Origin of the sequence: Mesorhizobium sp. M6A.T.Ce.TU.016.01.1.1, from assembly GCF_003997065.1 — a bacterium.
Classification (GTDB): Bacteria; Pseudomonadota; Alphaproteobacteria; order Rhizobiales; family Rhizobiaceae; genus Mesorhizobium; species Mesorhizobium mediterraneum.
This window is the reverse complement of the sequence record NZ_RZTJ01000004.1, coordinates 368,134-382,293: the sequence shown is the minus strand read 5'-3', so window position 1 is coordinate 382,293 and position 14,160 is coordinate 368,134. Positions and strand designations below refer to the sequence as shown.

Genomic DNA, 14,160 nt, shown 5'->3' with positions numbered 1-14,160 from the left:
ACGAAAATATCGGCTGTCAAAAACTACCCTTACTTTTCAATAACTTACGGACGGTCCATCCACAGCTTGTTCACATCGCGTGCGGGGGATGGGGGACAATTGCCTGTCAAGAAAATTATTTCAGAAAATTTCGCGCGGCGTGGCCTTTTTCATATTCGCCGGAAAAGGGTTTGAATCACAATGGCTTTGTCAAAATACGCCCGTGCAACACAGGGTTCGAACCCGTCTGCGGTAACCACATTCCTTAAAAATCCGTTAGTCGTGGCCTTGCCCTATCCACAACGATTTCGTTAATGTCGGTCTATCGAGAGGGACGGGCCTGTTGGCCCTTAACCCAGCCTGAATCGGCCAGCAAAAAAATGGCGGAATTCATGACGTGGATCATTTCCGCGTCGGGTTTGGTTTGTCTTTTCGATACGGTAGGGGATTGGCGTAACTGTATATGGCAGGTCAATGCGCGCCGGCGTTTTCGCCGGACGGCATTGTATTGCCCTGACATGACCAAACGGGCTGGCTCTGAGGAGCCGGCGCCGGTCCCCTGACAACGAGGCGACATCATCTGCCGGCGGCGGCGGTAGTGTCGCAGCGAAGACACGGTCGCCGGAAACATGGATGCAGGAGGCGTATCCCCGGCGAAAAAAGGTACAAAAGGACAAGGAACTCGATCATGCAGAGCGGCATCGAAAGGGAGCTTACGGGCGACCTCCCATTCCCTGGAACCTTAACCGGAGGGGACACTATGTCGGCTTCCAACGACGCGGAACAGAAGTTCGACCGGGTCAAGGCCCAGTTGAAGGCGCGTCTGGGAACCGAAGTCTATTCGAGCTGGTTCGGGCGCATGAAGGTCGCCGAAGCATCCCGGGGCATTGTCCGCATCTCCGTGCCGACTGCCTTCCTGCGCTCATGGATCAACGGCCACTACCTCGACCTCATCGCCGAGCTGTGGAAACACGAGGATCCCGAAATCCTCAAGATCGAGATCGTCGTGCGCACCGCTACCCGCCCGGGGCGCAATGGCGTCGAGCCCGAACTGGCCCCAGCGCGCAAGATGACAAGGCAAGCGCAAACGGCGCTGGCCGCTGGAACAGCGGGCCCCGGCAGGGTGGAGCGGGTGCCGGCACCTCGCTCGGGAATGCCTGCAGAGACCGAGTTCAGGCACAATGTGCTCGGTTCGCCGCTTGACCCGCGCTATACGTTCGGCTCCTTCATCGAGGGACCGTCGAACCGGGTGGCCTTCGCCGCCGCCAAGGCGGTGGCGGAATCGCAGTCGAGCGCGGTGCGCTTCAATCCGCTCTTTCTTCACGCGACGGTGGGGCTGGGCAAGACGCACCTGTTGCAGGCGATCGCAGCGGAATCGCTGAAGCAGAATCCAAAGTCGCGCGTCGTCTATCTCACGGCCGAATATTTCATGTGGCGGTTCGCCACCGCGATCCGCGACAACAATGCGCTGACGCTGAAGGAGCAGCTCCGCGACATCGACCTCCTCATCATCGACGACATGCAGTTCCTGCAAGGCAAGTCGATCCAGCATGAATTCTGCCATCTGATCAACATGCTGCTCGACAGCGCCAAGCAGGTGGTGGTTGCCGCCGACCGGCCGCCGTCGGAACTGGAATCGCTGGAGCCCCGCGTCCGCTCGCGCCTCAACGGCGGCGTCGCGCTCGAAATGTCGGCGCCGGATTTCGCCATGCGCATCGGCATGCTCAAGCTGCGCCTTGCCACCGCAAAGGCTGACGATGCATCGCTCGACATCTCGGAGGAGATCCTCAACCATGTCGCCCGCACGGTGACCGGCAGCGGACGCGAACTCGAAGGCGCGTTCAACCAGCTTCTGTTCCGCCAGTCGTTCGAACCGCAGATCACCATCGACCGCATCGACGAGATCCTCGGCCACATCTATCGTTCGGGCGAGCCGAAGCGGGTGCGCATCGAGGACATCCAGCGCATCGTCGCGCGCCATTACAATGTTTCGAAGACAGAACTTCTGTCCAACCGGCGCACGCGTACGATCGTCAAGCCGCGGCAGGTCGCCATGTACCTGTCGAAGGTGATGACACCGCGCTCCTTGCCGGAGATCGGACGGCGTTTCGGTGGCCGCGACCACACGACGGTGCTGCATGCCGTGCGCAAGATCGAGGATCTTTCAGGCGTCGACAACACGCTGGCGCAGGAACTCGAACTGCTGAGAAGACTGATCAACGATCAAGCCTGACCGGCCCGAAAAACAAAGCGTGTCGCGTGGCTGCGACGCGCTTGAAATCTACGTTTTTATGCATGTCGTTGCCTCAAAACCGCTGCGCACTTTTGGGCGACAAGCATTGGCTTGCGGGCTTCGCCAGCTTTATCCCCAGAAAGCCTGCGTAACCGGCTCGAACCGGTGGCGTGGGCTTGCGCTTGCGGGGTTTTTCCTATCAGTTTATGCAGATTCTGAGCCTGTTCAGACCTTTCGCGGGGCACCGCTTGCCGGAGACCCGCTCATTCATTCAAGCGAGCCTGTTTCGTCATGCGTGTTATCTTGGAACGGTCAAATCTCCTGAAGTCGCTCAATCACGTTCATCGCGTGGTCGAGCGGCGCAACACCATACCGATTCTGTCGAATGTGCTGCTGAGCGCCGAAGGCGCCACCCTCGAGATGAAGGCGACCGACCTCGATCTGGAGGTGACCGAAGCCACGCCTGCCAAGGTCGAGCGCGGCGGGGCGACGACGGTTCCGGCGCATCTGCTCTACGACATCGTGCGCAAGCTCGCCGACGGCGCTGAGGTCATGCTGAAGACCGACGAGGACGGCAACGCCATGACGGTGACCTCGGGCCGCTCGAGCTTCCGTCTCCAATGCCTGCCGCAATCCGATTTCCCGGAGCTTTCGGCCGGATCGTTCTCGCATATCTTCCGGCTCGATTCGGTTGCGCTCAGGGGCCTGATCGAGAAGACCCAATTCGCCATCTCCACCGAAGAGACGCGTTACTACCTGAACGGCATCTATCTGCACACGCATGATGCCGACGGCAAGCTGAAGCTGCGCTCGGTAGCGACCGACGGACATCGACTGGCGCGCGCCGAGATCGACGCGCCGGCAGGGTCCGAGGGCATGCCGGGCATCATCATTCCGCGCAAGACGGTCAGCGAGTTGCAAAAGCTTGTCGATGACCCTGATATCGCCGTGACCACCGAATTGTCCGACACCAAGATCCGCTTCACCATCGGCAGTGTGGTTTTGACATCGAAGCTGATCGACGGCACCTTCCCGGACTATCAGCGGGTCATCCCCACCGGCAACGACAAGAAGCTGATCATCGACCGTCAGAGTTTCGCCGCCGCCGTCGACCGCGTCTCGACCATCTCCTCCGAGCGCGGCCGCGCGGTGAAGCTTTCGATTGGAGAAGGCCAGGTCACGCTTGCGGTCAACAATCCGGATTCAGGCAGCGCCACCGAAGAACTGGCTGCGGATTATTCGTCCGACGCGATCGAAATCGGCTTCAATGCCAAATATCTGCTCGACGTCGCAGCCCAGTTGACCGGCACTGAGGCAAAATTCATGCTGGCGGACGCCGGTTCGCCAACGCTGATCCACGACATGGCCGACGAAACCACGCTCTACGTGCTGATGCCGATGCGGGTGTAGGCCTGAACGAGGCCATCTTGCTGTCATGACCGGAGTTGCGAAGCAGTCTGCGCACGACCAGCAGACTCATATAAGTAAGCTATCGCTTACGAATTTCCGCAACTACGCAACGCTGTCGATCGACATCGACCCCGGCGCCGTGATTTTTTCCGGTGACAATGGCGCCGGCAAAACCAATCTGCTGGAAGCGATTTCCCTGCTGACGCCGGGTCGCGGCCTGCGCCGCGCACCTTATGCCGACGTGGCGCGCGAAGGCGGCGACGGCGGCTTTGCCATCCATGCCCGGCTCGATGGGCCGGACGGCCCGGTCGAGATCGGCACCGGCATTGCAGGGGGCGGCGCCGCCGGCGAGGGCGGCCGGCGGGTGCGGATCAATGGCGCGGCAGCGCGCTCGGCGGAGGACATGCTGGAATGGCTGCGCGTCGTCTGGCTGACACCGGCGATGGATGCGTTGTTCACCGGGCCGGCCGCAGACCGCCGGCGCTTTCTCGACCGTCAGGTGCTGGCGATCGATCCCGGCCACGGCCAGCGCGCGCTCGACTACGAAAAAGCGATGCGCGGCCGCAATCGGCTGCTCGCCGAAGGCTCGCGTGACGGCGCCTGGTTCGACGCGATCGAGACGCAAATGGCCGAAACCGGTGTGGCGATTGCCGCCGCGCGTGCCGAACTGATGCGCCTGCTTGCCGCGATGATCGACAGGCTGCCAAGCGCGGGTCCGTTTCCGCAAGCCGATATCGGCCTGTCGGGCGCGTTGGAAAGCGAAGTCGGAACCACCGCGGCTGTCGATGTCGAGGAGCGGTTCCGCCGCGCCCTTGCCGAAGGCCGCGATCGCGACCGCGCCGCCGGGCGCACGCTAGACGGCCCGCACCGTTCGGATCTCGTGGTGAGGCACCGGCCCAAGGCGATGCCGGCCGAACTCTGTTCGACCGGCGAGCAGAAGGCGCTGCTGGTCGGCATGGTCCTGTCGCATGCCCGGCTGACCGGCGAGATGTCGGGCATGACGCCGATCCTGCTGCTCGATGAGATCGCCGCCCATCTCGACGCAGGCCGGCGCGCCGCGCTGTTCTCGATCCTCGAAGAGCTGAACTGCCAGGCCTTCATGACCGGGACCGATGCGGCGCTGTTTTCCAGTCTCAAGGGACGCGCGCAGTTCCTGACCGTCGATCACGGCACGGTTGGGCCAACCAAAGACGCCTGACAAGATTTCTCGGCAGCTATATTGTCTTGCAATGAACATCACCGCGCTCACCGACGAAGAGCTTGAACGCTACGCCCGCCACATCGTGCTGCCCGAGATCGGTGGCGCCGGCCAGCAGCGTCTGAAGCGTGCGCGGGTCCTGGTCATCGGCGCCGGCGGGTTGGGGGCGCCGGTGCTCGAATATCTTGCCGCCGCCGGCGTCGGCACGCTCGGGATCGTCGACGACGACAGCGTCTCGCTGTCAAACCTGCAAAGACAGGTGATTCACGGCACCGAGACTGTCGGCATGGCGAAAACCGACAGTGCCAAAGCGGCGATCGCCCGCATCAATCCCAACGTCGCCGTGGAACTGCACAATCTCAGGCTGACGGCGGACAACGCCCCTGCTCTCGTCGCCCGCTATGACATCGTCGTCGACGGCTCCGACAATTTCGAAACACGCTATGCGATGGCCGACGCCTGCGCCGCGGAAAAGCGGCCGCTGGTACATGCCGCCGTCGGCCGCTTCGACGGCTCGGTGACCGTGCTGAAACCGTTCGAGACCGGCGCGGACGGCAAGCCATATCCAAGCTATCGCGATCTTTTTCCGGAACCGCCGCCGCCCGGCCTGGTGCCGTCCTGCGCTGTGGCCGGCGTGCTCGGCGTGCTGACCGGCGTCGTCGGCACGCTGCAGGCCATGGAGGCGATCAAGCTGATCGCCGGCATAGGCGAGCCGCTGGTCGGTCGGCTGCTGCTTTACGATGCGTTGACCGCGCGCTTCGATACGATCCGCTACAAGAGAAACTAGATCTTGGGCAGCCTGGTTTCCATCGCGCAGCTTCCCGCCGATTTCGACCGATGGGACGAGGTGCTGGCGCTGATCATGCGCGCCTTCGCCTCGATGGACGGCGTCATCGATCCGCCATCCTCAGCACATCGGCTCACGGTCGAAAATCTCCGGGACAAGGCTCGGCGGGAGATGGGCTTTTCGGCGCTGAAGGACGGCAGGATCGTCGGCTGTATTTTTGTTCTGGAGCGGGCCAACGATTTCTACGTCGGAAAGCTCGCCGTCGAACCGGGCTTTCAAGGACAGGGGATTGGCAGCCAACTGATGCAAGCTGTCGAGGATCTTGCCCGCAACCGCGGCAAGCCGGCGATCGAGCTTCAGACGCGGGTCGAGCTGACCGGAAATCATGCAGCCTTTGCCCGCCTCGGCTTTCGCGAAACCGAACGGACGGCGCACAACGGCTACGACCGTCCGACCTCGATCACGATGCGCAAATGTCTTTCGTGATACCCCACCCGGGGTCAGATGGCGTTGATGGCGACAACGAAGCCTGCCTCGGCAGCCCCTCTTGGCAAGCGCCCTGCCGATGCCGCGGCTGACGCCCGTGACAAGAGCCGCTCTGCGCGGCCCACAGGCATCAATGATGCCCGCAGCGCAGATGCCCGGCCAGATGGTGGATGTGGTCGGCGCCAATCCCGCAGCAGCCGCCGATGATGGAGGCACCCTTCGCGACCCAGCCGTCGGCCCAGCGGCAATAGGATTTCGGATCGAGATCGGCCCGGATATCCGAGATCACCTCGTTGGCCGCGCCGTCCTCGTCCTGGGAGCCGAAGGCGTTGGCATAGACCCCGAGCGGCAGACCGGGGGCGGCAATGCGCGCAGCTTGGAGCGCTGCTCCCATGACCTCGGGCATAGAGCAATTGAAGAGCAGCGCCTCCGCCCCCGTGCGCTGTGCGAGACGGGCAGCGTCGGCTACGCTCTGCCCGGACCGCAGCTGCGGCTCGGGCACGTCCTGCGGCGCGACATCGTCCCGCAGGGTGAAGGACAGCCAGAGCGGCTTGCCGCTGCCGCGCACCGCCGCGGCGGCGGTGTGGGCCTCCTCGAGGCTGCTCTGGGTCTCGGCGAGCCAGCAATCGACGTGGGGCGCGAGGCCCTCAACCAGAACCGAGAGATAGTCCTGCGCCAGGTCGGCCTTGAAAAGTTCCGGCTGATAGGAGCCGAAGACTGGCGGCAACGATCCAGCTACCTTCACGCCGGGCGTGCCGTCGGCCGCCTCGCGCGCCAGCCTTCCGGCCAGCGACGCCAGCTCGGCGCCGCGCGCACGGAACCGCCCCTCGCCGATGTGGAAGGGCACCAGCGCATAGGAATTGGTGGTGATGACCTTCGCGCCCGCGCGAATATAATCCTCGTGCACCCGGCGGACCATCTCGGGCGCTTCCATCAGCGCCAGCGCGGACCATTCCGGCTGGCGGAAGGGCGCGCCGATGCGCTCGAGTTCGCGGCCCATGCCGCCGTCGAGAATGGTGATGTCGTTCATGCCTGCTCCTGTTGCGGCGTCGTCGCGCCGCGTCCTTGAAGTTCGTAGAAGCCTGCGACGTCCAGCTCGATCGACTCGGCGATATGGTCGCGGACGGCCTGTTCGGCCGCTTCGGGGCTTCCCCTCATCAGCGCGTCGAACAGGCGCTGGTGATCGCTGACCAGCGGCTGGCGGCAGGGCCAGTGTGCTTCGGACCAGCGATAGAGCCACTCCATCTTGTCGGCCAGAAGCCCGTGGCGACGGATCAGATGCTGGTGCCCGGTCTGCTCGACGAAACTGGCATGGAAGCCGAGATCGGCTGCCACCCGCACATCCGTGCCGCCGTCATTCGCCGCCGGTAGGGCGGCAAAAGCCGCCTCGACCAGATCGGTACCGAGAGCGGCGCGGCGTTGGGCGAGAATGCGGGCGGCCAAGCCTTCGAACGCCGCCCGCAATGTGTAGATCTCCCAGATCGCCTGGGCATCGAGCACGGCCACGCGCCAGCTCGAATAGGGCGTGCGCGTCACCAGTTCCTGCGCTTCCATCGCGAAGAGCGCGGAACGCACCGTGCCACGGCCGAGACCGATGCGTTCGGTCAAGGTCAGCTCGGTCAGCACCGCGCCCGGCGCAAAATCGCCACGCACGATCGCCTCGCGCAGCCACTCGGTGGCCTGGTCCTGAAGGCTCTTGCGCTGGATTGGCTGACGCATGTCCGGGGTCCTTAGCGATTGCGGTCGAAATGGCCGCTGAGAAAGGCGCGGCAGCGCTCCGATGCAGGATTGCCAAAGACCTGCCCCGGTGTGCCGGCCTCTTCTATCAGGCCCTGATGCAGGAAGACTACCTGCGAGGAGACCTCGCGCGCAAAGCCCATCTCGTGGGTAACGATCAGCATGGTGCGCCCTTCCGCGGCAAGGGCGCGGATCACCTTCAGGACCTCGCCCACCAGTTCCGGGTCGAGCGCCGAGGTGGGCTCGTCGAACAGGATGGCGCGAGGCCGCTGGGCAAGAGCGCGCGCGATCGCGACCCGTTGCTGCTGCCCGCCCGAAAGATGCGCGGGCCACGCATCGCGCTTTTCGGCGAGACCTACCTTTTCCAGGAGCGCCGTGGCCTCCTCCACTGCCTCGGCGCGGGGACGGCTCTGGACGAACAGTGGCGCCTCGATGACGTTCTGCAGCACGGTGCGGTGCGGCCACAGATTGAAGTTCTGGAAGACGAAGCCGAGATGTCCGCGCATCTGCCGCGCCACGGCCAGTTGGGCGCGCGACAGACGTCCGCCCGTCGGGGAGAGGCTGTCCTCGCCCACCGACACCGTTCCGACGTCGGGGATCTCCAGCATGGGGATGCAGCGCAGCAGCGTGCTCTTGCCAGAGCCGCTCGCGCCTATCAACGAGATCACGTCGCCGTCCTTGGCGACAAGGTCGATGCCGCGCAGCACCTCGTTGCTGCCGAAGCTCTTGCGCAGGCCGGCGATGGAAAGCGCGGTCGATGGGAGGCTCATGGCGTCTCTCCGAATTGCCAGGGCGAAAGGCGCCGCTCGGCCCAGGCCGAGAGCCGCGTAACCAGAAGCGACAGGGCGAGATAGATCGCCGCCGCGCAGAGGAATATCTCGACCGCCCGCCAGGTTTCCGAGGCGGCGGCGCGGGCTATGCCGGTGACTTCCATCAGCGTGATGGTCGAGACCAGCGCCGTGGATTTGAGGATCGAGATCACCTCGTTGGAATAGGCGGGCAGCGCCTGACGGACGGCTATGGGCAGCGTGATGCGGCGCATGACCGTCAGCCGCGTCATGCCCGAGACGCGCGCTGCTTCGACCGCGCCCCTTGGCACGGCGCGCAACCCCCCGCGCAGAATCTCGGACGTATAGGCGGCATCGTTCAGGATCAGCGCCAGCAGCCCGCACCAATAGGGCTCGCGCAGGAAGGGCCAGAGGAAGCCGTGGCGGATGAAGCCGAAGCCCGCCAGCCCGTAATAGATCATGAATATCTGGATGAGCAGCGGCGTGCCGCGGAAGGCGAAGACATAGGCCGAGGCCAGTGCGTTGCCGACCCTCGTCGTGCGCATGAGGTTGAGGATCAGCGAAAGGCAGAACCCGCCCGCAAGCGCCAGGATGCCGAGGTTGAGCGTCAGCGGCAATCCCTTGAGGAGCTGCGTGAGCATGCCCGAGAGAAAGGCGAAATCCATCTCAGAGCCCGCCTTGCTCGTGGCCGCGCAGGCTGCGTCTTTCGGCGAGGCGGAAGACATGATCCGACAGCGTGGTGATGATGAGATAGACGATCGCACCAGCGGCGTAGAACAGGAAATGCTCCTGGGTGGTGCCCGCTGCGACCGCGACCTGGCGCATGGTCTCGACCAAGCCCGTCACCGAGACGAGGGCGGATTCCTTGATGACCGACTGCCACTGGTTGCCCATGCCGGGAATTGCGGTGACCAGCGCCTGCGGCGCGATGACCCGCCGAAACAGGATCAGCCGCGTCATGCCGACCACGCGCCCCGCCTCGATCGTGCCCCGGGGCACGGCCTGATAGGCGCCGCGCAGCACCTCGGACTGGTTGGCGGCCGAGATCAGCCCGATCGCCAGCACTCCGGCCAGAAAGCCGCTGATGTCGAACGGCCCCGACAGTCCGAGCGCCGTGCCAATGGCCGTGACGACCTGCCGGCCGCCGAAATAGAACAGGTAGATCACCAGGATATCGGGCACGCCCCGGAAGACCGTGGCGTAGGCCTCGGCCAGCTTGCGCAGCGGCCAGTTGCCCGCCACCCGGGCCCAGGCGATGAGCGTGCCGAAGGCCAACCCGCTCAGGAATGCCGCGACGGAGACATAGAGCGTCATGAGGCCGGCGCGCGCGAGCGCCAGCCCCCATCCGTCGGGCCCGAAGCCGAGAAGTGTCAGATCGGCCTGCACGCTGGCCTCAGAGCGTGGGCGTCACGACCATGCCGAACCATTTCTTCGACAGCTCGACGAGCGTGCCGTCGTCCGACATCGACTTCAACGCTTTGCTGAGAAGCCCGGCCAACTCAGCGTCGCCCTTCTGGACGACGAAGGCAGAGCCGCGACCCATGACGCCGCCCGTGAAGGACGGGCCGGTGGCCTTGGCGGTTTCTGTGTTCTTCTCGAGGAAAGCCGAGATGTTGGTGACCGAGGCGATCCCGGCGTCGAGCCGCCCGTTCAGCAGATCCTGATAGACTTCCGGGCCGGTCTGATAGGTGCGGATCGTCACGCCCTTGTCGGCCAGATACTTGTTCAGGAAGTCTGCCTGGATGGTCGAGACATGGACGCCCACGGTCTTGCCGTCCAGCACCCCGGCGATCGCCGCGATGGCGGCATCGGTGGCCTTCGTATCGTCGAGGTCGACGAAAGCGCCCGTGCCCGACAGTTCGACGCCGCTTTCCTTCAGCACGACGAAGGTCGAGCCGCCGGTGGTGTAGGGGAGCGAGAAATCGACCACTTCGAGGCGTTTTTCGGTGACGGAGACCGAGTCGACCACCGCATTGTACTTGCCGTCGATGAGGCCTTGGATCATGCCGTCCCAGGCCTGCGAGATCACCTCATAGTCGAAGTCGGCGCGCTTGGCGATCTCGGCCAGCATGTCCAGCTCGAAGCCGTAGAGCTCGCCATTCGGTCGGGTCATATTGAAGGGCGGGAAGGCTCCTTCGGTGGCGAAAACATATTTTTTACGTCCCTGGGCAAGAGCTGTGGCGGGGGCAACGGCGAGCCCGGCAATGGCGGCAAGGCCCATGCGCAGGAAGGTGCTGCGGGTGATTTTCATGCTTGGATCATCCTTGGGAGGAGGGTTGAGGGGTCAGGAAAGAAGATCGACCGCCATGCGCGTGAGCGCGATGGCGCTTTGCCCGATGCAGGCTTCATCGGGCTGATAGTCGGAGTTGTGGACGCGGTCGTCACGGCCGGGCTGGCCCGAACCGATGAATATCTGGACCGAAGGCATGAGTTCGGAGAAATAGGAAAAGTCCTCGGCTCCGAAGCTCGTTCCCGGCTCGACCTGGGGCGTCGCGCCGAACTGATGGCCGAGCACGGAAACCGCACGATCAACCAGCGCATCGTCGTTCATCAGGGGCGGCGCGCCGCGCGCATAGTCGATCTCGACGGCGGCATTGAGCGCCTGCGCGGTGCCTTCGCAGATGCGCCGGAACGCGGCCTCGGCGAGATCGCGCGACCGAGGCGAGCGGCAACGCACCGTGCCCTCGAACATGCAGCTGTCGGGAATGATGTTTTGGGTCGCGCCGCCCTCGATATGGCCGATGGTCAGGACGGCGGACTGCGCGGGGTCCATCTCGCGCGATATCACGGTCTGGAGTTGGGTGATGATATGGGCGCTGGCGACGATCGGGTCGATGGCGGCATGGGGTCGCGCGGCATGGCCCGACTTGCCGCGCACCACCACCTTGAACTCGTCGCTCGATGCGGTGCTTGCGCCGCGGTTCAACAGACCCTGCCCCGCCGGCAGTTCCGGACGGTTGTGGAAGGCGATGGCCATGTCAGCACCTTTGGCGGCACCGTCCGCCACCATGGCCGCCGCGCCGCTCTCCTGCGTCTCCTCGGCGGGCTGAAAAATCAGCCGGACCGAGCCGCGCAGACGCGGCGCCAGCGAGACCAGCGCATGCGCGGCGCCGAGAAGCGAGGCGGTGTGAAGATCGTGCCCGCAGGCATGCATCCTGCCTGGAATGGTCGAAGCATAAGGCAGACCGATCTGCTCCCCGATCGGCAAGGCATCCATATCGGCCCGCAGGATCAGGCAGGGACCGGGAAAGGCTCCGGATATCTCGGCCACGACGCCGGTGCGGCCGACGCCGGTGCGCGCCTCGATCCCGAGCGCGCCAAGCTCGGCGGCGACCAGGCCGGCCGTGCGGACCGTGTCGAAGCCGGTTTCTGGATGGGCATGGATGTCGCGACGCAGTTCAATGAGGCGAGCCTCGATGGTGCGGATAAGTCCCTCGATCTCGGGGCCGGGGTCGTTGCGGCGGTCAGGCATCAGCTTTTTACACTCTTGCGATGGAAGCCCTTTGCTTGATGCTACTGTCAACTATTGTCAAGGATCGACAATCGACGAGACCGATCGGGAGTAGAATGATTTTCTAAAGCCACATGGGAGCTGCTCCGGGGCAGCATCCGGGAACCTTGCTTCCCGCGCGACTGCACCGCGTGCAACCGGTGCCGCAAACTTTTGCGTGAGATGGTTGCTCATGCCGAGCCATCCCAGCCGCCTCAAGGCGGGGTCCCTGATCCCCTATCGGGGACCCTAAAGTCTTTGCTGAAGAATTGGACGGCGCCCGGTCACGTCCGCAGCGGCAGTACGCGGTCAGGCGGGCGATGGCCATCGAAGAAGGCGCGGATGTTGATGATCACCTTCTCGCCCATATCGATGCGGCCTTCGAGCGTCGCCGATCCCATATGCGGCAACAGCACGACCTTGCCCTTGGCGGCGAGCTTCAGCAATTTGCTGTTCAGCGCCGGCTCATGCTCGTAGACGTCGAGGCCGGCGCCGGCGATCTTGCCGTCCTGGATCAGCTTGACCAGAGAGTCCTCGTCGATGATATCGCCGCGCGCCGTGTTGACGATGTAAGCGGACGGTTGCAGAAGCGCCAGCCGCCGCGCCGAGAGCAGATGGAAGGTTGCCGGCGTCGACGGACAGTTGACCGAGATGATGTCCATGCGGGCAAGCATCTGGTCGAGGCTTTCCCAGTAGGTTGCCTCCAGCTCATCCTCGACCGCCGGCAGCACGCGATGGCGGTTGTGGTAGTGGATCGACAGCCCAAAAGCCTTGGCCCGCCGGGCGACAGCGGTGCCGATGCGGCCCATGCCGACAATGCCGAGGCGTTTGCCCCAGATCCGCCGGCCGAGCATCCAGGTTGGCGACCAGCCCGCCCACTTCTTGTCGCCGGTCAGCACATTGGCGCCTTCCGTCAGCCGCCGAGGCACCGCCAGCATTAGCGCCATGGTCATGTCGGCCGTATCTTCGGTCAGCACGTTCGGCGTGTTGGTGACGGTAATGCCCTTCTTCGCTGCTGCCGCCACGTCGATCTTGTCGACGCCGTTGCCGAAATTGGCGATCAGCTTGAGGTTGTCGCCAGCCTGAGCGATTAGCGCTGCGTCGATATGATCGGTTATGGTCGGCACCAGCACGTCGGCTTCCTTGACCGCCGCGACCAATTCCGGCTGCGTCATCGGCCTGTCTTCGACATTCAGCCGGGCGTCGAACAGCTCACGCATGCGGGTCTCGACCGGATCGGGCAGCTTGCGCGTGATGACGACGAGGGGCCTTTTTCTGCCTGCCATTGTTTCCTCAAACCCACCCCTCGTTGAGACCTCTTTAACCAAGACAGGCGAAACTGGAGGCCGGTCGCGGTGCCAGTTCTCCATGTAACAAGAGGTTCCGCCGAAGACAAAGAAAAAGGGGCGCCAAGGCCGATGAGCCGGCGCTGAAAGGAACGAAAGTGTCTGGTTTTGCGTCGCTCCGCCTGACCCTCAGCGCAGCATTTATCGGCGCTCTCCTTTATTCCCCGCTTGTGGCGGCACAGAGTGCGGCAGCACCGGCCCAGAGCGCAACGCTTGGGCCGAGCGGCCTGCCGCTGCCGCGTTTCGTCAGCCTGAAAGCGGGCCGCGTCAACTCCCGCGTCGGACCAGGCGTCAACTATTCCGTCGACTGGATGTACATGAAGCCTGGCCTGCCGATGGAAATCATCCAGGAATTCGACACCTGGCGTCGGGTGCGCGATGCCGACGGCTCGGAAGGCTGGATCAACCAGTCGCTGCTTTCAGGCCGCCGCACGGCGATCGTGGCACCCTGGCAGCGCGGCAAGGATGCCCGAATCAACCTTCTCAACGACCCGGAAAAGGATGCCAGCATCATCGCGATCATCGAGCCGGGCGCCATGGGCACGATCAGGTCCTGTGACGGCCAGTGGTGCGAAATGACCTTCGACGGCCACACCGGCTGGCTCGCCCAGTCGCTTGTCTGGGGCGCCTATCCGGGCGAACGGGTCAAAAACTGACCTCTCCTTGTCGGTTCGGGATCATGGACTAGCGGGCGAGACGGTATCTC

Annotated in this window: 14 protein-coding genes; 6 read left to right on the top strand and 8 right to left on the bottom strand. The window is 64.1% G+C overall.

The features are described 5' to 3' along the window. Positions 1–739 precede the first annotated feature (739 nt). The 5 genes from dnaA (at position 740) to EOC94_RS10540 (ending at position 6,093) form a co-directional block, all read left to right on the top strand. Positions 740–2,212 carry a chromosomal replication initiator protein DnaA gene (gene dnaA, locus EOC94_RS10560; RefSeq protein ID WP_245329992.1) on the top strand — a complete coding sequence of 491 codons (1,473 nt, stop codon included), beginning with the start codon at positions 740–742 and terminating at the stop codon, positions 2,210–2,212. A 291-nt stretch (positions 2,213–2,503) separates the two neighbouring features. Beyond that, complete coding sequence (gene dnaN, locus EOC94_RS10555; protein WP_095487902.1) at positions 2,504–3,622, top strand: DNA polymerase III subunit beta; 1,119 nt, start codon at positions 2,504–2,506, stop codon at positions 3,620–3,622. A 25-nt stretch (positions 3,623–3,647) separates the two neighbouring features. Continuing rightward, a complete protein-coding gene (recF, locus tag EOC94_RS10550) occupies positions 3,648–4,820 on the top strand; it encodes a DNA replication/repair protein RecF (RefSeq protein ID WP_127290275.1) in 1,173 nt (390 codons plus the stop codon). A gap of 31 nt (positions 4,821–4,851) precedes the next feature. Next, on the top strand, positions 4,852–5,607 hold the full coding sequence (locus EOC94_RS10545) for a molybdopterin-synthase adenylyltransferase MoeB (protein WP_127290273.1): 756 nt from the start codon (positions 4,852–4,854) through the stop codon (positions 5,605–5,607). A gap of 3 nt (positions 5,608–5,610) precedes the next feature. Next, positions 5,611–6,093, top strand: coding sequence for a GNAT family N-acetyltransferase (locus tag EOC94_RS10540; protein ID WP_127290271.1), 483 nt, complete (start codon positions 5,611–5,613; stop codon positions 6,091–6,093). Positions 6,094–6,223: 130 nt separating this feature from the next. Here EOC94_RS10540 and EOC94_RS10535 read toward each other — a convergent pair whose 3' ends face one another. The 8 genes from EOC94_RS10535 to EOC94_RS10500 all read right to left on the bottom strand — a co-directional run bounded on the left by EOC94_RS10535 (position 6,224) and on the right by EOC94_RS10500 (position 13,394). Next, positions 6,224–7,123 carry a homocysteine S-methyltransferase family protein gene (locus EOC94_RS10535; RefSeq protein WP_095487894.1) on the bottom strand — a complete coding sequence of 300 codons (900 nt, stop codon included), beginning with the start codon at positions 7,121–7,123 and terminating at the stop codon, positions 6,224–6,226. Continuing rightward, positions 7,120–7,812: a GntR family transcriptional regulator gene (locus EOC94_RS10530; RefSeq protein WP_095487892.1), complete on the bottom strand. Its 693-nt coding sequence runs from the start codon at positions 7,810–7,812 to the stop codon at positions 7,120–7,122. The genes EOC94_RS10535 and EOC94_RS10530 overlap by 4 nt, the downstream gene beginning before the upstream one ends. A gap of 11 nt (positions 7,813–7,823) precedes the next feature. Continuing rightward, a complete protein-coding gene (locus tag EOC94_RS10525) occupies positions 7,824–8,600 on the bottom strand; it encodes an ATP-binding cassette domain-containing protein (RefSeq protein WP_126103743.1) in 777 nt (258 codons plus the stop codon). After that, positions 8,597–9,283, bottom strand: coding sequence for an ABC transporter permease subunit (locus EOC94_RS10520; RefSeq protein ID WP_127290269.1), 687 nt, complete (start codon positions 9,281–9,283; stop codon positions 8,597–8,599). Before EOC94_RS10520 ends, EOC94_RS10525 begins: the two co-directional genes overlap by 4 nt. A 1-nt stretch (position 9,284) precedes the next feature. Continuing rightward, positions 9,285–10,004 carry an ABC transporter permease subunit gene (locus EOC94_RS10515; RefSeq protein WP_245465537.1) on the bottom strand — a complete coding sequence of 240 codons (720 nt, stop codon included), beginning with the start codon at positions 10,002–10,004 and terminating at the stop codon, positions 9,285–9,287. Between the two features lie 7 nt (positions 10,005–10,011). Then, on the bottom strand, positions 10,012–10,869 hold the full coding sequence (locus EOC94_RS10510; RefSeq protein WP_127290267.1) for a transporter substrate-binding domain-containing protein: 858 nt from the start codon (positions 10,867–10,869) through the stop codon (positions 10,012–10,014). 33 nt (positions 10,870–10,902) lie between these two features. Next, positions 10,903–12,090 (bottom strand): M20 family metallopeptidase, encoded by a 1,188-nt coding sequence (locus EOC94_RS10505; RefSeq protein ID WP_127290265.1) that lies wholly within the window; start codon positions 12,088–12,090, stop codon positions 10,903–10,905. A gap of 302 nt (positions 12,091–12,392) precedes the next feature. Next, on the bottom strand, positions 12,393–13,394 hold the full coding sequence (locus tag EOC94_RS10500) for a D-glycerate dehydrogenase (RefSeq protein WP_127290263.1): 1,002 nt from the start codon (positions 13,392–13,394) through the stop codon (positions 12,393–12,395). Between the two features lie 158 nt (positions 13,395–13,552). Between EOC94_RS10500 and EOC94_RS10495 the strand changes: the two genes are divergently transcribed. Continuing rightward, on the top strand, positions 13,553–14,110 hold the full coding sequence (locus EOC94_RS10495; protein WP_126103748.1) for an SH3 domain-containing protein: 558 nt from the start codon (positions 13,553–13,555) through the stop codon (positions 14,108–14,110). Positions 14,111–14,160 lie beyond the last annotated feature (50 nt).